Genomic DNA, 21,312 nt, shown 5'->3' with positions numbered 1-21,312 from the left:
GTTCCACTATAGGAAAGTATAAGATTTTTTTGGTTTATAGTATAAGAAAAACAAAGGCTTCCGCCATAAGACTTGGCAGCAAGCCACGTTTTTCTAATATTTCAATCAAAGGGCTGCTGGAGTATTCCAATTGAATGAAGTTCACATTAGATTTCTAAGAGAGCTAGAAACAGAAAAAACCGAGAACGATGGTCGTCCTCGGTTAGCCTCTTTTCGCAAACAAAGAGTGAGAATGCGAATGGTTATATTCATGTTTATACCAGAAATACAGCATAATGCCTCCGCTTAATAAAAGCAGTAAGCTAGTAAGAAGAAAGACAGCGGAAAAGCCAAAGAATCCAGCAATTACGCCACCTAATGCAGGTCCAATGATATTGCCTAAAAAGCGTAAGCTGGTATTATAGCCTAGAACCTCACCTTGCATAGAAAGAGGTGCAGTTTGCCTAATATATGCAATACGAACAGGGATTATTCCGCCAATGGAAATGCCTAATAAAAAGCGTAAAATAACTAGCTGCCAAATGTTTGTTACCCAAGCGCCTGGAAGATAAACAATTCCAGCCATAAATAACAATACAATCAGCACTTTAATATAGCCGACTTTATCCCCTAGTCTGCCAAGCCGTCTGGACATAAGCAAATTGCCAAGTCCAGCTGCAGAAAATGCCACTCCTGAGAAAAAGGCAATATTGGCCGGACCGTGAATGTCTTGGACAAACAAAGATAAAATTGGTTGCACACTAAAATGAGCGATCTGAACCAACGCAGAGATAAGCATTACAATGAGTAAAACTGGGCGCGAAATAATATGCTGTAGGACTTGTTTTCTCGTATAAGATTTTTCATCTTTTTCATTATCAGCAAGATTTGCTTTTATTTCTTTAACGCCGAAGAACACAATGATGGCAGAAAAGAAGATAGTTATGGATACCCATTTAAACGTACTTGCATAACCAAAGGCATCTGCAAGTGTTCCGCCTAGTAGAGGACCCATTAACGTTCCAGTGATGCTACCAGTTTGCAGTGTTCCAAGTACTTTTCCAGCGATGTTTTTTGGTGTTTGTGTAGAAATGAATGCTTGTGACATAGGAATAAATCCAGTAGCAATTCCCATTAGCAGGCGGAGCATAAATAACTGCCATACTGACGTGGCAAACCCCATTAAAAATAGGGAGAGGCCCATTCCAGCTGCAGAGAATATCAACAATTTTTTACGTCCGTATTTGTCTCCAATCCGACCCCAGATCGGAGAAAAAATGAAGGCAGTGACAAAGGTAATGGCAAAAATCCAGCCTGACCAATTCTGAACATACGCATCTGAGAAATTTCCCATCGACTCAATGTATAAAGAAATAAATGGAAGCACCATTGTCATACTTCCAGAAACAAAAAAGTTAGCAAACCACATGATTGCTAAGTTTCGTTTTACAATAGGATGATTGTCAATGATGGCAATACCCTTCTTTCTGCGAAATATTTCGTCACTCTAAATATTATCGTATTTCTAAAGAAAAATAAAGCGATCTGCTTTACCGTCATAACTAGCTATGTTAGATTTACCAGTAATCATTCAGAGTCGGAGTCTTTGGTAATCGCTACGAGTTCTTCATCTGGATGTAAGATCACCATGGCTTTTTAAACAGAGACTGAGTTAGAGGATGGACAATCCACTTACAAGTCAAAATGACATTTATCTAACTTGAAATATACTTTATCCTGTATAATAAGTTGTTATAAGACTTCCTCTCAAGAACTGGGGATCTATACAAAAAGTTTAAGTGAGAGATAGTAGCGTTTAAATTTCCATTTGTGAAAGGCCTTTAATCCATACCATTTAATAGTTACTCATATTTGAAGTAACAGGAAGTTTAATTGGTTAATGGTATACTTCTCTGGTTGTAATTTTGATAAAATGATATTCAATTTTTTTCAAAACAGGTATAATAATATTTAGTTTATGAAAAACATAGACTAAAGCAAGAACAAATAAAGGGAGAAATGAACTGATGATAAAAAAAATAAGCAAATCTCTCATCATCACACTGATTGCTGTTTTGGCTCTAGGAACAAGTTTACCTATTCATGCAGACAGTGGAGCAAGTGATTCCGATAGTATTAATGAAAAATTAGGACCGCCTATTGTCGTATATGGAGCGCAACTCTCTGATAACCAGCGTGCAGAAGTAAAGGATTTGTTAAATGTCAAAGACGAAAGCCAAGTCGATGAATATGATGTTTCAGGACAAGACGCAGCAAAATATATTAACGGCAACCCGAATTCAAATATGTATTCCAGTGCAAAAATTACTCGCCAGGAAACGGGAAACGGTTTAACCATTAATATAGTAACCCCGAATAATATAACGGAAGTAACGAAGGAAATGTACGCTAATGCATTGCTTACAGCTGGAGTGGAAAATGCTACAGTCGATGTTGCATCTCCGGTAAAAGTAAGCGGTCATTCTGCTTTAACAGGAATTTATAAAGCATATGACGTCGAGGGAGAACAGCTTGACAAGGAACGGATGGAGCTGGCAAATGAAGAACTTGATGTAGCGACTCAACTAGCGAAAAAAGAAGGAATGGATTCAGAAAAGGTTAGTCAGTTGTTAACCGAGATTAAGCAAACTATTGCTGAACAAAAGCCTGCAACAAAAGAAGATGTGGAAAGAATTGTTCAAGAACAATTGGATAAATTGGAAATAAGCTTAAGCGATAAAGATCGTCAATTGCTTATTGATTTAATTGATAAAATGCGTGATTTAAATATTAATTTTGACCAAGTTAAAAGCCAGCTAGAAGATATTACATCGGCGATTAAAAATAAGGCAGATGAACTCGGTTTAGATGAAGGATTTTGGGAAAAAGTCGGAAACTTCTTCAGCGAGCTTTTCCAAGCAATTAGTAATTTCTTTAAAGGGTTATTTAGTTAGTCGGAATATATTAGATTTACAAGCATACCTTTATGCATAAGGGTATGCTTTTTCATATTCTATTAAAAGCGCTGGGTATATAGTCTAGAGCTGCTTATCTATGAGTTTGAATATTAGCAGGTTAATTAGAAGACTCGGGGACACAGACAAATTCACTTGTACGTTTATTGCCTTGGGATTTCTAAATAAAAAGGTATGTTACAAGAAGTTCCGTTCTATGACTATCGTAATACAAAAAAGGAGATTGATAGTACTTTTATATCAAAAAGGTTACAACTGTAATAATACAACCTCATTTTGGTAATCCTTGTAATGGACTTTTAAACGTACTGTAACTGCACGGCCATAGCCCATGTGTTAGGATAGGCTATGTCAGATATTTAAGGAGGGAAAACGAATGAAAAAGATTGTGGCTTCATTCGCTACTGGTATGATTATTGCTGGCGCTGCTGCTACTACAGTATCAGCAGAAGAGTATGACGTAAAAAAAGGAGATAACCTTTGGAATATTGCAAATGAATATAATACAACTGTAGAACATTTAGTTGAAGTAAATGAATTAAAAACTACTACTATACAACCAAAACAAACACTTATTATAAATAAACAAGCAAAAATGAAATATAAAGTCCAAAAGGGAGATACATTAAGCGTTATTGCGAATAAATATGGTGTATCTGTAGAAAATTTAAAAGAATGGAATAAGTTAAATTCCGATCTCATTATTGTTGGTCAGAATCTGACCATTGAAGGTGCAACAGTTTCAAACGATAAGCCAGCTGAAATTAAAGAGCAAGCTCAAGCAAAACCTGCGGTACCAACGAAAAAAGAGCAACAACCGGCTCCAGAAACGAAAGCACCTGTTCAAGAGAAGCAAGCACCATCACCAGCTTCAAAACCTGCTGCTAGTCAAAAAGCACCTGAGCAGCAATCACAGCAGAAAAAGCCTCAAGGTCAATCGTTTTCTGTAACAGCAACAGCTTACACAGCAAGCTGTAATGGATGTTCTGGTGTAACAGCAACAGGTGTTGACTTGAACAAAGATCCAAATGCAAAGGTAATTGCTGTTGATCCGAGTGTAATTCCATTAGGTTCTAAAGTTTATGTTGAAGGCTATGGCTATGCAACGGCAGCTGATACTGGTGGTGCGATTAAAGGCAATAAAATTGACGTTCACGTCCCATCCAAAGGGGAAGCAACGAATTGGGGCGTTAGAACAGTTAATGTAACGATTGTAGAGTAATAGATTTCAACATGTATATATTCCAATATGAATCGAGTGAGATGTTTATCTTACTCGATTTTTTGTATGAAATTTTTTCTTTAACAATTGAAATTCACTTATGCATCCAGTCCGTATTCATTTATATGACAATTGTCATGTTGGAAGGATGACAACGCATACTATTCTTTATTAAACAGAAAACGTAGACTAAAGAAATTTTTTATTGATCCCGTTTCAAGAGTTGGAAAATCTGTACAATAACAAGTCTAAGTGGGAGGTAACAGCACCTAAATGCCCCGATGGAAGCTTCACTTTATCAGCTTTAATAGTTAAAATATTCCCGACCGCCCATGCTTTTAAACCACAAAAGATCAAGGGAAGATAGTGTACCTCATTAAAATGTTATGTGAAGGAGTTAAACCATGTTTCTGGAAATAAAATCAATTTCTAAGTGATTTAGAAAAAACAAGCCTTGCGGAAAATTTCCATGAATGTCATGAGCAACGAAGTACTTGGATTAATTGTTCGCTTATTCAACCTATATTAGAAGCACTAAATTAGAAAGCTCTTGGAACCATTTTAGTTTGTTTTTTTATTGGTTTCATCATGCCGTTTTATTCAAGTTTACTGACTCTTGATCCACTAAAGCGAAGCAGGCAGTAGATGTATTCTTGGTATCACTACTTATACGCAAACTTTGCTTTCCTTTGTTTGGGTTATTTATTTTTCTCCTGCTGATCGTCGGGTGACCACTTATCCGGCATATAAGGAGCTGTAAGATTCCCACTTCCGGAAAATGTGTACTGCAACGTCGGAGTTTACACTACCTAAATGCCTGTTTCGTAAGAAGCTTTTTAGGTCATACTATTACGGTAGTGAGAATCAGCGAGGGGACGAATGAAAATCCCCACTGATGGAAGATTCACTTTATAGATCCTGAACTTTAATGCTGTCTGGATTATCATTGATTATTTCATTTGAATTACTATTTATTTCTACATATCCGAATATTCCAAAGGTAATAATAAGAACTGCACATAAAATGACAAGAAGTTTTTTCATATCGTTTCATTCCCTTCTCCATTTAGGTAGCTGTATCCCGCATATAAGGATTTAGGAGTAATCTGTACTGCAACCGTCTAAGTGGGAGATAACAGCACCTAAATGCTCAATTCGTTTACTAAACAATTAGCGGAGGAAAGAATTGCCACTGATAGAAGAGTCGCTATATTTTAAAAAATGTTGTTTCAAAATGATTGAAATAGTTGAATTATAATTGAATTGTTTGACGCTATTCGTCTCAAGGCTTCCAGTCGGAAATTTGGCTTCCTCTAAATTCTTCTCTTTTTTTAAACATCCATTTCATTTCTGATGTTTTAAATCAACCTTAGATCCAGTATAAAAAATTCTGTGCTATTAAACCATTGTTTTGGGTGACAATGTAGCAGGTAAATCTTACAAAATTGCAATCTTTGCGGTGTGTTCGACATCTTTTTACCATCGTTTATTGGAATAATAGAGGCTTTTTAGACAAAATCTTGTAATTAGCGCTTTCTCCGATTAAACATTTCGATTGACTTATGTTAAACTGAAAATGAATTAAGCATTTATCTCGCATAGAATGGCGTAGTGTCTGCCCTTGCATGATATATTGTCATCTAACAGATAGTAGATGGAGATTCGCGTCCCTAATAAACTTCGAGGGATAAAGATGCATTTTGTTCCGCATATAAGGCGCTGTTAAGATGCCCACTTCAAAAATGGGCGAAACAAGTCTATGTGGGAGTTAACAGCACCCAAATGTCATACTCATTTAACTAACAATCGGTGGGGCATGAAAAATGATCTTACTGATGGAAGGTTCACTTTATAGTATGAACCGTTTAATGTAACAGGAAACAACATAAACTTACATAAAAGGAGGACGTAAAATGACTAGTAAAGCGTTAGATTCTTTTTTAAATGACAATATTGCTGACTTGAAGGAACGAGGTTTATATAATGAAATTGATCCTGTACAAGGTCCGAATGGTGCGGAAATAAAAATTGGCGAGAGAACATTAATCAACCTTTCTTCAAATAATTACCTTGGGTTAGCTACGAATGACATGTTGAAGCAGGTAGCCAAACAAGCAGTTGATTCTCATGGTGTTGGTGCAGGTGCTGTGCGTACGATTAACGGAACGCTTGATCTTCATCTTGAGTTAGAAAAGAAGTTGGCAGCTTTTAAAGGAACAGAGGCGGTTATTTCTTATCAATCTGGATTTAATTGTAATATGGCAGCTATTTCAGCGGTGATGGATAAAAATGATGCCATTTTATCTGATGAATTAAACCATGCATCCATTATTGATGGATGCCGTCTATCCAAAGCAAAGGTTATTCGTTTTAATCATTCGGATATGAATGATTTGCGGAAAAAAGCGAAAGAAGCTGTCGAATCTGGACAATATAATAAGATTATGGTTATTACCGATGGTGTATTTTCGATGGACGGGGATATTGCTAAGCTTCCGGAAATTGTTGAGATTGCAGACGAATTCGACTTAATTACGTATGTAGATGATGCGCACGGTTCTGGGGTTCTTGGAAAAGGAGCAGGAACTGTGAAGCATTTCGGTTTGCAGGATAAAGTCGATTTTCAAATGGGTACATTATCCAAAGCAATTGGCGTAATTGGTGGTTATGTTGCTGGAAAAGCTAACCTTATTGATTGGTTAAAAGTCCGTTCACGTCCATTCCTATTTTCCACGGCTGTTTCACCTGCTGATGCTGCAGCTAGCACGAAGGCTGTCGAGCTCCTCATGGAAAGCACAGAATTAAATGAAAAGCTATGGGAAAATGGCAACTATTTAAAGGCTGGCTTAAAGCAATTAGGTTTTGATATCGGTGATAGTGAAACACCAATTACACCTTGTATAATTGGCGATGAAAATGCGACTCAAGAATTCAGCAGACGTCTTAACGAAGAAGGTGTTTATGCGAAGTCGATTGTTTTCCCAACGGTACCACGCGGAACAGGTCGCGTGAGAAATATGCCAACAGCTGCACATACCAAAGAAATGTTGGATAAAGCAATCGCAGTATATGAAAAAGTGGGTAAAGAACTTGGTGTTATTTAGCAAATGGAGATAAGTGCGAGAGAGGATTTCGAGCAATGGAAAAAATACTAGTAACGGGAGCTTTGGGTCAAATTGGCTCAGAGCTTGTCCTAAAATTAAGAGAGATCTATGGAACCGATCAAGTTATAGCAACAGATATTCGAAAGGCAGAAGGGCGTATAGCTGAAGGCCCTTTTGAAGTCGTTGATGTAACCGATGCAAATCAGCTTTTTGATGTGACAAAGAAATACCAGGTAGATACAATGATGCATTTGGCAGCTTTATTATCTGCTAAAGCAGAGGAAAACCCGAAATTGGCATGGGATATCAATATGGGTGGATTGGTCAACGCCTTAGAGATTGCACGTGAATTAAAGCTGCAATTTTTCACACCCAGTTCCATTGGAGCTTTTGGCCCCTCAACACCAAAAGACCACACGCCTCAAGATACGTTGCAACGTCCGACTACGATGTATGGGGTTAATAAAGTGTCTGGTGAACTATTAGCTGATTATTACTATACTCGTTTCGGTGTGGATACACGTGGTGTTCGTTTTCCGGGGCTTATTTCATATGTTACGTTGCCAGGTGGGGGAACAACGGACTATGCAGTTGAAATGTATTATGAAGCCGTGAAGAAGGGTAGTTATACATCTTATATCGGTAAAGGTACGTACATGGATATGATGTATATGCCGGATGCCATAAATGCGATTATCCAGTTGATGGAGGCAGATGCAAATAAACTACAGCATCGTAATGCATTTAATATAGCTGCTTTTTCTGCTGCACCGGAAGATTTTGCTGTATCGATTCAGAAGTATATGCCATCTTTCACATTAGATTATGCTGTTGATCCATTTAGACAAGCGATTGCGGATAGCTGGCCAAATAACCTTGACTCTACTTGCGCTATTGAAGAATGGGGCTTTAAAGTAGAATACGACCTAGATAAGATGACGAGGGATATGTTAAATAAAGTAAAACAAAAGCAAGAACAGTAAAAAAACGAAGAGCTAGGGACATAAGCAAATACGATATAGTAAAAGCCGAACAATCCAGTTATAATTGTTCGGCTTATGGGCATTTAAAAATTTCTATCACCGCTATGCCAAAATACTTCGCTTTCCACGAGGCGCGGCTCAGCTTCCTCGGAAGCAAAAAAACAGCTTTCCTGCGGGATCTTCAGCTCGCGCTCGCAGGAGTCTATCTATTTTGACTACGCTAAAACTGGATTGTTCGTTTTTCAATCAAGTTGGCTTAGTTATGGAACCAGACTCCTCGTTAGCTATGATTTTATCACGTAGATAAGATGTTGCTGTAAGACTCCCACTTCAAGAATTGGAAAATCCATACTGCAATAAGCCTAAGTGGGAGATAACAGCACCTAAATGTCTTATTTCGTAAGAGGTTATTTGGTCATACCATCAAGGTATTGACAATCAATGGGGGATGAATGAAAATCCCCACTGATGGAAGATTCCCTTTATGGTAACGATCTTTTAATTAATCCTCATACATAGCTGCTATTTTGCTTTGCAATTCCTTATCCTGTACATACTCATCATAGTCCATTTCTTTATCGATCAAACCATTTGGTGTGATTTCGATTAAGCGATTGGCGATACTTTGAATGAATTGATGATCATGTGATGTAAATAAAATAGACCCTTTAAATTTAATCAGCCCGTTATTTAAAGCAGTGATAGATTCTAAATCAAGATGGTTCGTTGGCTCATCTAAAAGAAGTACGTTTGCGTTACTCAACATCATTTTTGACAGCATACAGCGTACTTTTTCGCCACCTGACAAGACATTGGCCTTTTTCAAAGCTTGTTCACCAGAAAATAGCATTCTTCCTAAAAATCCACGTAAAAAAGTTTCTGTTTCATCTTCAGGTGAATACTGCCTTAACCAGTCAACTAATGATAAGTCGCTCTTTTCGAAATAGGTGCTATTATCCTTTGGAAAATAGGATTGTGAAGTGGTTACACCCCATTTATACGTACCAGCATCTGGTTCCATTTCACCCATCAAAATTTTAAACAAAGTAGTTTTCGCGATATCGTCCCTGCCTACTAGGGCAATTTTGTCGTCTTTATTCATCCTAAAGCTGATATTGTTCAATACTTTTTCACCATTAATAGTTTTGGTCAGACCTTGAACAGACAATAAATCATTTCCAATTTCCCGTTCGGGCGTAAAGGCGATGTACGGATATTTTCTGGAAGAAGGTTTAATATCATCTAACGTAATGGTATCCAGTAATTTCTTTCTTGATGTCGCCTGTTTGGATTTGGAAGCATTGGCGCTAAAGCGGGCGATAAAGGATTGCAATTCCTTTATTTTTTCTTCTTTCTTTTTATTTGCTTCCTGTGCCATTCGTGTTGCCAACTGACTGGATTCGTACCAGAAATCATAGTTACCGATGTAGATTTCAATTTTCCCATAATCTACATCTGCAATATGTGTACAAACCTTATTTAAAAAGTGACGGTCATGAGATACGACGATGACAGTGTTTTCAAAATGAATTAAAAACTCTTCTAGCCATTGAATTGCATGAATGTCTAGACCATTCGTCGGCTCGTCCAATAATAAAATATCAGGATTACCAAATAATGCCTGGGCTAGTAAAACTTTTACTTTTTCGTCTGCATTCAGATCAGACATTTGCTTATCATGTAAGGCTTCTTCTAGTCCGAGCCCTTTTAATAAGACAGCGGCATCAGATTCTGCCTCCCAGCCGTTCATCTCAGCAAATTCGCCTTCTAATTCAGCAGCACGCATGCCATCTTCCTCTGTGAATTCACCTTTCATATAAATGGCGTCTTTTTCCTGTTTCACTGCATAAAGCTTTTCATGTCCCATGAGGACAGTGTCAATAACGTTATATTCCTCGTAGGCGAAATGATCCTGCTTTAATACAGCAAGGCGCTCACCAGGAGAAAGAGATACATGACCTGTCTGCGGTTCTATTTCTCCAGACAATATTTTTAAAAAGGTGGATTTTCCAGCACCGTTTGCACCAATTAATCCATAACAGTTACCTGGAGTGAACTTTAAATTCACATCCTCAAATAACTTTTTATCACCATATCGTAAACTAACATTCGATACATTAATCATTCGGGTTATTTTCCTCCAATAAAATAAAAGTAATCAAGGTTAGCTTACGTTATTTCAAGTAATTCGTCAACGTTTGCTTTAGAAGCAAACAACCTTTCGGTATATGGAAGTGGAAACAAAAATCATTTAATTGTTTCACTTTTATCCTAAGATGCAAGAAGATCTCCTACTTCAGGAGTTGAATAATCTGTACTGCAGCAAGTCTAAGTGGGAGATAACGGCACCTCTGATTTCGTAAGCGCCTAGGTTATACCGTTACAGTACTAACAAGCTGTGGGGGGTGAATGTAAACCTACTGATTGAAGATTCATTTTGAAATTATACTTGTGTAAAATGACTTTTTTTGTAATAGTATAAGAAAGGTTAGTGCAATTGCAAAGGAGTGTGTTTGAAAGGAAGGGTGGAGGAAGCATTGTTTTAATCATTACCATTTCGTGCAGCAAAATGGGGTCTATTCATACAGGTGCAGTACAAAATTGGATGAATGAAACAGGCAGAATATCATTTCAATTCAGCAGACCTTTTGAACCATTTCTCTACATCATAGATGGAAGGGGATATGTGTATTGGGAGAAACAGCCATTTACCTGCTCTTCACAGATACGGGCACGAATTTAGCGAAGGCGATTCATTTTTTTACAAAGCAATCATTGAACCATGTTTCCATCGGATTTGATGAGGATCTGAAAGAACTGTATAGCTTTGGGCGGAAGCGGCCAAAGAATCCTTTTATCGGAGGATTTGTTCGAGAAGATATTCGCAGTGATTTTTTAAAGAAATCCGATTGTGCAGTTTATCGTTTTAACGTATCTAATGAAGAACGTGAGCAAATTTTATGTCATATCAACCAAATAGAGCGTGAAAAAGATCGCTATCGATATAACTTTATTGGTTTGATTGGAATCCTATTACAAATAGAAATCAATCGAAAATGTGCATTTTTTTGTTCACAATTTGTTGCTACTGTATTAAAGAATGCTGGTGCTTTTCAACTGAAGAAGCCTACTTGCTTTGTCACCCCTGAAGATATTCGAAGTCATGAGGGGATGCAGCTGATTTATGAAGGCAGGCTAGGAAATTATCCTAACCGTAACAAAGTAGCTCCTTATAAGCAGAAAGAAGAAGAGCAAGTTATGTCATCATATATTATTTATACTCATATGAATGAACAATAGTCTACACATGTTCTGAAAAACAGGTTTTTAAAAGTTTATATCTATGAATAAGCGAAGCTGGGTCCCTTCCAGCTTCGCTTATTCAATACCTAATGTTTGGTAAGGAATACGGAATTTAAACGACAGATTATTTGATGGTAAATCAATATGTTCAACCGCTACCTGAAAGTTACTCTTGAGCTGTATATCTGTGACTGCTACGTATATTTCCTCATCTTTTGGATTAACGGTTACCCATTTAGGCATAGGAAGATATTTATCCATGTATTCCATGATTTTTTTGTTTGGCAATTCTAATTGCCCAATAGAAATAGATCTCTGTTTAAGAATGATATCGCCATTTTCTTGAACGAAAGGCTCTAAATGAACAGATAAAGGAACAGTAGATGAGAAAACTGGCAATTCTCCAATCAAATGAACATCATCTCCCAGTTCAATACGGTAGCGATGATTTGTACCCTCCAGCAATTGATCGATATGTGCATTGACTAGATCATTCAGATTCTTTTTTGTTGTACGAACAATAAATTCAGAACTTGCTTCCGTTTTTTTTGCAGTTGGCTCCGGGTAATCGGCTTGCGGTACGGGCCAAAAAATGAGTATCAGAAATGCGAACAGCAGGATGATGTTGAAAGCAAGCAGACCGATAAACAGCCACTTCCACTTCCAATTTTTGCTTTTTTTATGTTCGGTTCTGTTCCCCATGCTATTCATCCTCTTTTTTGTTTATTCTTCATAACCTCGAATATACGTTCAGCGATCCGTTGGTAACCTAACCGATTCGGATGGAAATTATCTTCTGCAAATAGGTTTTCTTCTGGATTTGAAAATAAGTCCATCATTGGTATAAATGAGCTATTTTCATGCTTGTTTACTAATTGTTCCCCTGTTTTATTCCAATTTTCAGCAATGAGTTTTAATTCTTTAATATCTTTAAAATACTCACCAAAAGGATTGTAAAAACCTAGCAAATAAATGTTTGCATCAGTATTAATTGCATGTATGTTTGAGATAATCTTGTCGAGTCGTTTTTCATAGTCCATACGGGCTTTTTCAAAATCATCCATCTGCAGGTTTGTAATATTCTCTTTTAATACTCGCATAATATCATTGGCGCCGATCGTTATAAATACGATGTCCGCTTGCTGTATAGAAGCAATGATATCATCTTGTTCCAATCGTTTTAGCAGTTGATCTGAGCGATTGCCCCTTACACCAAAGTTATCAAAAGTGGTTTGGGTTTTTGTTTCCTCCAACATAGCTTGCAATGCTCCAACATAGCCTCCTTGAGCGGTCTCATCTCCAACACCTTGTGTTAGCGAATCACCAATTGCGGTAATGTGTCTCGATTGGTAAAAATGTTGCGTAACTTGCTGTTCTATATGAAAGGAAAACTGCGGTAAACGACGTAGTTGATGTTCGTTTGCTGTTATCGCTTTTTTTTCTGTTGCTAGCTTTGTTTGGTTCTGTTCTTCCCTTGTGGTGTGAACGTATTCAGATGATTGTTCAGGTTCACGAAGAGAGTTCAAAAGGATAACCCCTCCTATTAGTAATAAGAGGATGGTCCCGATAAGATATTTGTTTTTTTGCATCGTTATCAACACCTAAGCTAGTTAATATTAAATGATTCTTTCACTTTGTTGCAAGGACATTATTGTCTAACATTCGAGCTTATAACTGGTTCATTGATTTAGTATTTTCTTCAAGCACCTGTGCGAATGAAATTGATGTAAAGCAACTCTAAAATGAAGATTATTTGGTTGTAGTATACAGGTTATATAACCTTCATGCATTTGTTTATCTTAAGTAAATCGAATTTGCCTCCAAAATGCATGGAATGGATTAGCGAACAAATCATCCGTTTCTTACGTTTCATCAAGTAAGTCAAGTATACCATTTTTTATGCATCATCTTGTATGTGGTAGCCCTACATTTCAAGCGTCATGAAACTCCATTAATTGGAGGTTTCACTTTTTAGACTATTTGCAGGCTAACGAAAAAAGGCAAAACGATGATGGTTAAGTTAATTATCAAAAGTGTCTCTTTTTTAAAAGATAAGAAAGAATAAAAATTGTTGCTTTGGGGATACGGACTTAATAGAATAGCCACATCCGGCGCATGAGCGCAGCAACTAGGCAACTTCACTCCATTGCCTTACGATAAGTCATCATTGGTTCGTGCCTCACCATGATTCCTAAAACTTTAGTTGCTTCGCTCCAGTAGCTACGTTGCTAAACGGGCGCTTGCACCTTTGTTAAATACCTAAAGGTAATTAAACTGTGGCCTCGTTTTTCATAGCTTGCCGCTTTTGGTTTATGTCATTCATCTTCAATCAAAAAAGATCGCCTTCAAATACAAGGCGACCAGAAAGGGAAGGTTATTTATAATTTTTCCAATCATATGAAAAAGTAAACCTATTATGGAAAAATGTTCGTGATTTGTTAACAAATATAAATACTTGATCCTAACTCATATGTAGAGAATGAAAATGGGTGTTTACCCCCCGTATACTAAGTTTGCTGTAGACTCTCACTTCAGGCTGTTTGGATAAATCTGGCCAGTAACAAGTCTAAGTGGGAGATAACAGGATCTAAATACCCGATTCTTTCCTCCAGTTGAGGGTGTTTTTGGTTTGGACTTATCGCCTTGATATAAAGCATACTTTTTTCAGAACAGCATACAAGAGTAGTATCATCTCATTTAATCGAATCGGATGACTTGGCGAGTGCATTTAGTGTAACAGGTGATACAAGAGAGACGTTACAATGGTTAAGTAAAGTGAAAGAAAATGGGCAGCCCGATTGCTATTACGAACCATTCACGTTCGCCTATTACTAAAATCGCTGAATTGATATTATTTACTGCAGGAAAAGAAGTAGCACAAGAAGGTAGTACATTAATTACGGAAATGTCGCAGCTTTTCGTCGTTGAACAAATTTGTCAGTATCTACACGAAATTGATAGTGCTAGAATTGCATTGGTAAAGAAACAAATTTCTGAGTCCATTGATTAACGTAAAACACCTTATTAAAAAGTGCTATTCATTTTAAGTGCAGTACGTGTTCTCAAGTAAAATAAATTATTATCAGTGGTATCCTAACCAATTGAGCTTGCGTTGTAAAGTGCTAAAATAGCATAAATATAAGGCTAAGACTCTAGGTAGCAGGTAGAATTGTTTTTTCCTCCGATCATTTCACAGCTATTAAAAATGGAGGGCATATCATCGAGTTCAACAGGTTAAAATTTTTCTCAGTCGATTTTTTAAAAAATTCCCCCACATTTCGTAGGCGAATTTTTAAATAGAACAACATTTGACTAGAGGTTATTAGTCAAATGTTTATAAAATGGGCGAATATTATAGAATTATAAAAAATATCCAATAATCGCAGTATTAGTTTGTTGATCATTTTTTCTTTGTCTACGTATAGAAACAAATTAATTTTGAGCATTTTCTAACCATTATTCATATTCGTTTTTGGGGTGCTTGTTTAATAAAATAAAAGGTTTCATAAGCTTTTACGAAGTGTTTGTAAAAAAGCTAGGGCACCTAAAGTTTGTTTGAACAAGATGGAGTCTTGTTTAAGGTGAAATCCATTTTTCAATTCCATAAGCATTTTATTATCTCTCCTGATTGGAATAAGTTAAGTTTACACTGGTGTTAAACAGGAATTATTACGAAGTCGTAGTGCTTCATCATAAGGATCCTTATGTGTAATAACTGTAGTTCCTGCTGCTTTTTTATAATCTGCTATATTATAGAAAGCGTTCGGTTGTTCGATCCATAGAAGCTTGCATTTTTTATTTACGAGTTGCTCTAACAAGTCAGCTGGTAATGTGGTGTGTACCAGCCAAATAGCGTCTATAATCGGGACATCAGATAACTCGTCATACTGTGGCAGTTGTGCTGTGGAAATAGGATTTCCGACAGCAACTATGTCAAATCCAAGTGCTCGCAGTTGCAACACTTTTTCTTCATCTGCTTTGCTCGCTTGCTCTAGCCCGTAAACGGCAATGGTTTTTTTGCGGATGTTCCCCTCATCTCTTATAAAAGGAGAATGGAGCAGCCATTGGATAGCGTCCTGATCATCAAAAACGATGGTCTCTTGTTCACCTGTAGCTTTGGCAATCGCTTGATCTAGCGTAATTAGCAAATCATTTACGGATTCTAACCCAACCGATAAACGGACGGTTTTTTCTGTTGTTCCGCTCGCTGCCAATTCCTCTGATGTAAGTTGTTGATGTGTCGTGGAAGCGGGATGAATAATCAGTGATTTCGCATCCCCTACATTCGCTACATGTGACCATAATTCAATATGATCAATTAATTGTCTTCCGGCTTCCCTTCCCCCTTTTATACCAAACGTAATGATCGATCCTGCTGCGTCATCACGGAAATATTTTTTTGTTAATGGATATGACGGATGGTTGGGCAAACCTGGATAACTGACCCACTCAATTGCTGGATGATTCTCCAAATAAGATGCAATCTTTTGTGCGTTTTGTGTATGTTGTTGCATACGTAAATGTAAAGTTTCTAATCCTTGAAGCAGTAAAAAGGCACTATGTGGACTTAAGCAAGCACCAATATCACGAATTAATTGCACGCGAAGCTTGGTGGCATAAGCAGCTGGTCCAACATCAATAAACCGTAGACCATTGTAACTTTCATCGGGTTCAGTAAAGCCAGGGAATCGTTCATTGTTCCAATCAAATCTTCCACCGTCTACAATGATACCTCCAATGGTGGTTCCATGTCCGCCGATCCATTTTGTAGCAGAATGGACAATAATATCTGCTCCCCAGGCAAATGGTTTGGTAAGGTATGGTGCGAATGTATTATCAATAATTAATGGAATATGGTGCGCATGAGCGATAGTAGCAATAGTCTCTATATCAAAAACGTGAAGACTTGGATTTGTAATCGTTTCTCCAAAAATAGCTTTTGTTTTATCAGTGATCGCTGCTTCTACTTCTTTTGGATTGGTACCATCAACGAATTTAACGTTGATACCATAGCGAGGCAAAATGTTAGCAAATAAGTTATACGTCCCACCATAAAGGTTGCTGTCGGTAATGATTTCATCGCCAGCACTGGCGACATTTAAAATAGCGAATGTAATAGCAGCCATACCAGAAGAGGTTGCTACTGCTGCAACTCCATCTTCCAGTTGAGCAACTCGCTGTTCAAATGCATCCACTGTTGGATTACCAATACGAGAATAAATATTTCCTGGCTCCACTAATCCAAATAAATTTTGTGCATGTTTGGTATCTTTAAAAACATAAGAAGTAGTTTGGTAGATAGGTACTGCCCTTGAACCTGTTGTCGGGTCGGGTATTTGTCCGCCGTGAAGTAAAATCGTCTCTGGATCTTGCGTGAAAAAGTTTGTCATTGTTTTATTCCTCCTTTGAATGGATCTGGTTTTTAAGATCAAATCTTCCTATCTTTTTTGCATTTGTTGCCTCCGTTTTTGGAATCTGTTGAATGAATGTTGCGAAAAGTATGTTTGCTTTGGTTAATTCTTTGAGATGGTGGAAATAAAAAGCCCTCTTCCTAAAGAAGAGGGCTAGAATCGTTCCTCCTCTTATCTTCCAAACCATTTTTAAGGTCTGTAGGATTTAGCACCGTAAAAAGCAAATCATTATCGCTTTTAGGTTGCCGGGTTTCAAAGGGCCTATTCCCTCCACCACTCTTGATAAGAGATCCAATTTTTAAATTACTGAATATTATATAAGGTTCAGGATGTATTGTCAATGAAGAATACGTGTATGCATATTTTTCTATAAGATAAGAAAAGTATAAAATTAGTGGCTTATGTATAACAAAGTAACCGAATAAGCCACGTCCGGCTTAAGCGCCCAGCAACTACGCGACTTAACGAAATTGCCCTACGATAAGTCATTATCGTGGTTAAGAGGAAGGCCGACTAAAAACGGCTCAGGTGTCGGCATACTCCTGTTGCAGGAGCATGATTCCTAAAACTTTAGTTGCTTCGCTCCAGTCGCTACGTTGCTAAACGGGCGCTCTGCGCCTTTGTTCTAAATTATTATGCCTGAGTATGGATGTATGAAGCTTTAGATAGTTTCTCATTACCAAATAAATAAGGGGGCTTTCATTTATTTTTGAAGTGCTTTGTTAGAAGGCTTTTGATAACTTGCTAACATGTAGTTAATCAGTGCAGCCCATATGAACAAAAAAGCAACTAAATGAGCAGTTGTAAATGTTTCATTGTATAACAACACACCAATTAATAACATGAGGGTAGGTGCAAGATATTGTAAGAAACCGACCATAGATAGAGAAATGCGTCTAGCACCACTAGCAAATAGTAATAGTGGAATTGCTGTAACTACGCCAGCTCCCATTAGCAAAACATTTGTGGTGGAGAATAAAGCACTCCATTGAAAAGCGTTTTGAGAAATAGAAAGTAAGTATATTAACGCAACTGGAGACACAAGCATCGTTTCAATGGTTAGTCCAATCATTGGTCCAATATCAATTTTTTTCTTCAAGAGACCATATAATCCAAAGGTTGTCGCAAGCAATAAAGATATCCATGGGAATACTCCATAGCTTATTGTTAAATAGAGAACTCCGAAAGCAGCCATTAAAAAGGATAGTGTCTGTCTAAATGTAAAAGATTCCTTTAAAACAAGAATACCGAGCAAAATACTGATTAATGGATTAATATAATATCCTAAACTCGCTTGGATAACATGATTGTTATGAACAGCCCAAATAAATGTGAGCCAATTAAGACTAATTACGAGCGTGGCTAGGAAAATGCCCGAAAATTTCCATTTATTTTTTAGCAACACTTTCCATTCATCAACAAATAGATTCCATTTTCCTACTATTAATACAATGGCAACCATAAAAATAGCAGACCATATAATTCGGTGCGCCAACGTTTCTTCAGGCGAAACATGGTCAAGAAGTTTCCAGTAAATAGGGAGTACTCCCCATAAAGCATAGGCTCCTAATGTATGTATGATGCCAGATTTATCTTGTGTAACGTTCATTTTCTCCCTTCTTTCTTTTGAATGTAAGGTACTGCAACATAGACACTGATAGTGGTATCGGAATTTGTGAGCATGCACGGTATGTAGAGAGCATGTAATTTCAAGGACGTCTAAAAATCTTAGACTTTGTTCTAAGATAAGAAAGTATAAAAATTGTTGCTTTGGGGATACAGACTTAACGGAATAGCCACGTCCGGCTTAAGCACCCAGCAACTAGGCGACTTCACGAAATCGTCCTACGATAAGTCATCATCGGTTCGTTACCTCACCGTGATTCCTAAAACTTTAGTTGCTTCGTTCCAGTCGCTACGTTGCTAAACGGGCGCTCTGCGCCTTTGTTCTAATCTTCCATTTATAAGGATGAAAGAATTTCTCTGCTCGCATAGCTTCACATTATATTACTTTCGTTGTCTTAAAAGTTAGTAAGAAATCGTAGAAATATAACTAACCCACACGTAACGTTATAGCCCATGAATCAAAAAGTGAAAATTGCTACCTTACGAACCATTTAATCATTTAAATAAAACTATTCTAAATGTCTTTTGCAATAAAAGCAAGAATAGGTGATTCAAAGAATATAATTAAAAACGATTGTTTTATCCCGTATAAAAGGTGCTGTAAAACTCTCACTTCAGGAACATGTACAGAAACAAATCTAAGTAGGAGATAACAGCATCTAAATGTCCTATTTCGTAAACGGCATTTTAGGTCATACCATTATGGTATTAACCATTAGGGGGAGATGAAAGAAAACTCCTACGGCTTGAAGGTTCACCTTTACTAAACGTACAATTTAGCGACTCTATTAGGAGCCGCTTTTTTTTAAAAAAAGATAAGCAAGTATAAAATGAGTGCTTGGGGCTCCCGAAATAACCGACTAGCCAAGTCTGCCACCATCGCCCAGCAACTAGTAATTCCGGTGTATCTTTGTAAATGGTTGTGGATATAAGACAAAATTTATAGTTACGTATACACTTGTAAAACAAATAAAGGCATGTTTCAGTTTAAAGTTGTCACATGTTATTGGTTTTTACAAGTCACTTAATGGTTGTGACATAGGTCATTTTTCATTACCTATGTCAGCTGAAAGGATATGAAAGCGCTTTTTAATTTTAATTTGGCTGTTAAAATAAAATGTGAAATGCTGAATGAGGAGGTTTAAATTCTAAATGACAAAGCGAAAAATCAGCGACTCCATTCAAAGATTTGGACGTACTCTACTTCTCCCAATTGGGGTACTAGCGCCAGTTGGTATGATCTTAGGGATTAGTGGAGCATTGGTACAAACGTATATGATTGAAAGGTTTCCCTTTTTAGGCTATGAAGCAGTAAATACTATATTAATTAGCATTCGTACCATAGCAAGTGTCGTGTTTGATAATATTCCATTGTTATTTGCAATGGGTGTTGCCTATGGGATGAGTAAAAAAGATAAGGGGATATCTGTTTTTGCCGCTACAACTGGCTATTTAACTTTAATTATTGCCATGCATGTTTGGCTAATCATTACGGGGAAGATGGCGGACCCCGAGGTTATGACGCAATATGGACAAATAGAAGTATTAGGTATCCAAACCATGAATATTAATGCGGCAGGAGGAATCATTACAGGGCTTTTAGCAGCTTGGGCAACAGATAAGTTTTATAATCTAGAACTGCCAACAGCTTTTGCATTCTTTTCAGGGAAAAAATCCGTTCCGATTATTACCATTGGTTTTATGACGGTAATTGGTTTAATCATTCCGTTTATTTGGTCGTTGTTTGTAGGGCTTTTAACAAATTTATCTTCCGTATATTTAAGTGTGGTAGGACCGTTCTTTACTGCTGCGGGAGAGAGATTATTCATTCCTTTTGGATTGCACCATGTATGGAATGTTCTGTTTCGATTTACGGAAGCTGGCGGTTCCTACATTATTGATGGCGAAACGTACGTAGGGGTTGTCCCAGCGATGACGGAGATATTATTTAACCAAGGGCCTAATAGTGAATATTGGTCAATGATGCCAAAGCTAACTCGTTTTATGGCACAACAGCAAATGTTGGTAACGTTATTTATCTTTCCGGCGATTGCCTTTGCAATGTATAAAACGGCTTATAAAGAAAATAAAGCTTATGTCAAATCAATGTTGATAACAATGGTCTTAACTGCTGTTCTTGGTAATGTTACGGAACCGTTAGAATTTACATTCGTGTTTATAGCCCCATTATTATACCTTGTTTATGCCTTTATTGTTGGGATTGGAGCTGTTTTATTATCTTTTGCAGGGGTAGCAATTGGATATATACGGGGAACTATTTTTGATTTTACGATTTTTGGATTACTCTATGAACAAACCAATTGGATTTTTCTTGTGCTGATTGGTACAGGGATAGCTATTGTAACTTATTTTGTGTTTCGCTGGGCCATCCTTCGCTTTGATATTAAAACCCCTGGTCGAGAAGAACAGCAAAATCTAGATAATACATTATTAAAAGAAAAACGTTATGATGAGATAGCGAAAATTGTTGTTAAAGCATTAGGTGGGAAAGGAAATATTTTAAATGTTGATAATTGCATTACCCGACTACGGATTGATTTAAAAGATGTTCGGGTGATCGACAAAGATGTGTTAACTACGTCTGGATGTACTGGATTTTTCTTTCCCACGGCAAAACATATTCATGTTGTTTATGGTCCACAAGTTGAATTTGTAAAAAATGCGGTTGATGATGAAATACGAAATTAA

Annotated in this window: 12 protein-coding genes, 1 pseudogene and 1 riboswitch; of the genes and pseudogenes, 7 read left to right on the top strand and 6 right to left on the bottom strand. The window is 37.2% G+C overall.

The genetic code is table 11. From position 1 onward, the window contains the following. Nucleotides 1–202: 202 nt before the first annotated feature. Entirely contained in the window at nt 203–1,408 is a 1,206-nt protein-coding gene (locus tag D1839_RS09775) for an MFS transporter (protein WP_120379718.1), read from the bottom strand. Nucleotides 1,409–2,006: 598 nt separating this feature from the next. Here D1839_RS09775 and D1839_RS09770 point away from each other — a divergent pair. From D1839_RS09770 to D1839_RS09755, 4 genes are all read left to right on the top strand, one after another. Beyond that, nucleotides 2,007–2,933, top strand: a complete 927-nt coding sequence (locus D1839_RS09770; protein ID WP_120379717.1) for a DUF1002 domain-containing protein — start codon at nt 2,007–2,009, stop codon at nt 2,931–2,933. A gap of 397 nt (nt 2,934–3,330) precedes the next feature. After that, on the top strand, nt 3,331–4,176 hold the full coding sequence (locus D1839_RS09765) for a LysM peptidoglycan-binding domain-containing protein (RefSeq protein ID WP_120379716.1): 846 nt from the start codon (nt 3,331–3,333) through the stop codon (nt 4,174–4,176). A 1,913-nt stretch (nt 4,177–6,089) separates the two neighbouring features. Continuing rightward, complete coding sequence (locus tag D1839_RS09760; RefSeq protein ID WP_120379715.1) at nt 6,090–7,280, top strand: glycine C-acetyltransferase; 1,191 nt, start codon at nt 6,090–6,092, stop codon at nt 7,278–7,280. 35 nt (nt 7,281–7,315) lie between these two features. After that, a complete protein-coding gene (locus D1839_RS09755) occupies nt 7,316–8,263 on the top strand; it encodes an L-threonine 3-dehydrogenase (protein WP_120379714.1) in 948 nt (315 codons plus the stop codon). A 502-nt stretch (nt 8,264–8,765) separates the two neighbouring features. Here the strand turns inward: D1839_RS09755 and D1839_RS09750 are convergent. Then, nucleotides 8,766–10,388: an ABC-F family ATP-binding cassette domain-containing protein gene (locus D1839_RS09750; protein ID WP_120379713.1), complete on the bottom strand. Its 1,623-nt coding sequence runs from the start codon at nt 10,386–10,388 to the stop codon at nt 8,766–8,768. A 566-nt stretch (nt 10,389–10,954) separates the two neighbouring features. Here D1839_RS09750 and D1839_RS09745 point away from each other — a divergent pair. After that, nucleotides 10,955–11,563, top strand: a complete 609-nt coding sequence (locus D1839_RS09745) for a hypothetical protein (protein ID WP_183030222.1) — start codon at nt 10,955–10,957, stop codon at nt 11,561–11,563. Between the two features lie 78 nt (nt 11,564–11,641). On the opposite strand, the gene D1839_RS09740 is transcribed toward D1839_RS09745, so the two are convergent. Together D1839_RS09740 and D1839_RS09735 are read right to left on the bottom strand one after the other, a co-directional pair. Next, entirely contained in the window at nt 11,642–12,268 is a 627-nt protein-coding gene (locus tag D1839_RS09740; RefSeq protein ID WP_120379712.1) for a YpmS family protein, read from the bottom strand. 5 nt (nt 12,269–12,273) lie between these two features. Beyond that, on the bottom strand, nt 12,274–13,092 hold the full coding sequence (locus D1839_RS09735; protein ID WP_158589635.1) for an SGNH/GDSL hydrolase family protein: 819 nt from the start codon (nt 13,090–13,092) through the stop codon (nt 12,274–12,276). A 1,259-nt stretch (nt 13,093–14,351) separates the two neighbouring features. Between D1839_RS09735 and D1839_RS09730 the strand changes: the two genes are divergently transcribed. After that, nucleotides 14,352–14,576, top strand: a complete 225-nt coding sequence (locus D1839_RS09730; protein WP_120379710.1) for a hypothetical protein — start codon at nt 14,352–14,354, stop codon at nt 14,574–14,576. Nucleotides 14,577–15,690: 1,114 nt separating this feature from the next. Here the strand turns inward: D1839_RS09730 and D1839_RS09725 are convergent. Next, nucleotides 15,691–16,956 (bottom strand): annotated as a pseudogene (locus D1839_RS09725) (O-acetylhomoserine aminocarboxypropyltransferase/cysteine synthase family protein); the annotation flags it as partial. Between the two features lie 189 nt (nt 16,957–17,145). Then, nucleotides 17,146–17,266: riboswitch (SAM riboswitch) on the bottom strand. A 414-nt stretch (nt 17,267–17,680) separates the two neighbouring features. Then, entirely contained in the window at nt 17,681–18,586 is a 906-nt protein-coding gene (gene rarD / locus D1839_RS09720; protein WP_120379708.1) for an EamA family transporter RarD, read from the bottom strand. 1,169 nt (nt 18,587–19,755) lie between these two features. On the opposite strand from rarD, the gene D1839_RS09715 reads away from it, so the two are divergent. Continuing rightward, entirely contained in the window at nt 19,756–21,312 is a 1,557-nt protein-coding gene (locus D1839_RS09715; protein WP_120379707.1) for a PTS transporter subunit EIIC, read from the top strand.

It is taken from the genome of Roseburia sp. 1XD42-34, from assembly GCF_009917385.1.
Lineage (GTDB): Bacteria > Bacillota > Bacilli > Bacillales > Amphibacillaceae > Virgibacillus.
Note: the sequence above shows the minus strand (reverse complement) of the source record. Positions and strands in the feature narration are given on the sequence as shown.

Coding starts and splice junctions, on each gene's coding strand:
- D1839_RS09755 (WP_120379714.1), top strand. CDS start 7,316: ATGGAAAAAATACTAGTAACGGGAGCTTTGGGTCAAATTGGCTCAGAG.
- D1839_RS09715 (WP_120379707.1), top strand. CDS start 19,756: ATGACAAAGCGAAAAATCAGCGACTCCATTCAAAGATTTGGACGTACT.
- D1839_RS09750 (WP_120379713.1), bottom strand. CDS start 10,388: ATGATTAATGTATCGAATGTTAGTTTACGATATGGTGATAAAAAGTTA.
- D1839_RS09770 (WP_120379717.1), top strand. CDS start 2,007: ATGATAAAAAAAATAAGCAAATCTCTCATCATCACACTGATTGCTGTT.
- rarD (WP_120379708.1), bottom strand. CDS start 18,586: ATGAACGTTACACAAGATAAATCTGGCATCATACATACATTAGGAGCC.
- D1839_RS09760 (WP_120379715.1), top strand. CDS start 6,090: ATGACTAGTAAAGCGTTAGATTCTTTTTTAAATGACAATATTGCTGAC.
- D1839_RS09775 (WP_120379718.1), bottom strand. CDS start 1,408: ATGTGGTTTGCTAACTTTTTTGTTTCTGGAAGTATGACAATGGTGCTT.
- D1839_RS09765 (WP_120379716.1), top strand. CDS start 3,331: ATGAAAAAGATTGTGGCTTCATTCGCTACTGGTATGATTATTGCTGGC.
- D1839_RS09740 (WP_120379712.1), bottom strand. CDS start 12,268: ATGGGGAACAGAACCGAACATAAAAAAAGCAAAAATTGGAAGTGGAAG.
- D1839_RS09730 (WP_120379710.1), top strand. CDS start 14,352: ATGGGCAGCCCGATTGCTATTACGAACCATTCACGTTCGCCTATTACT.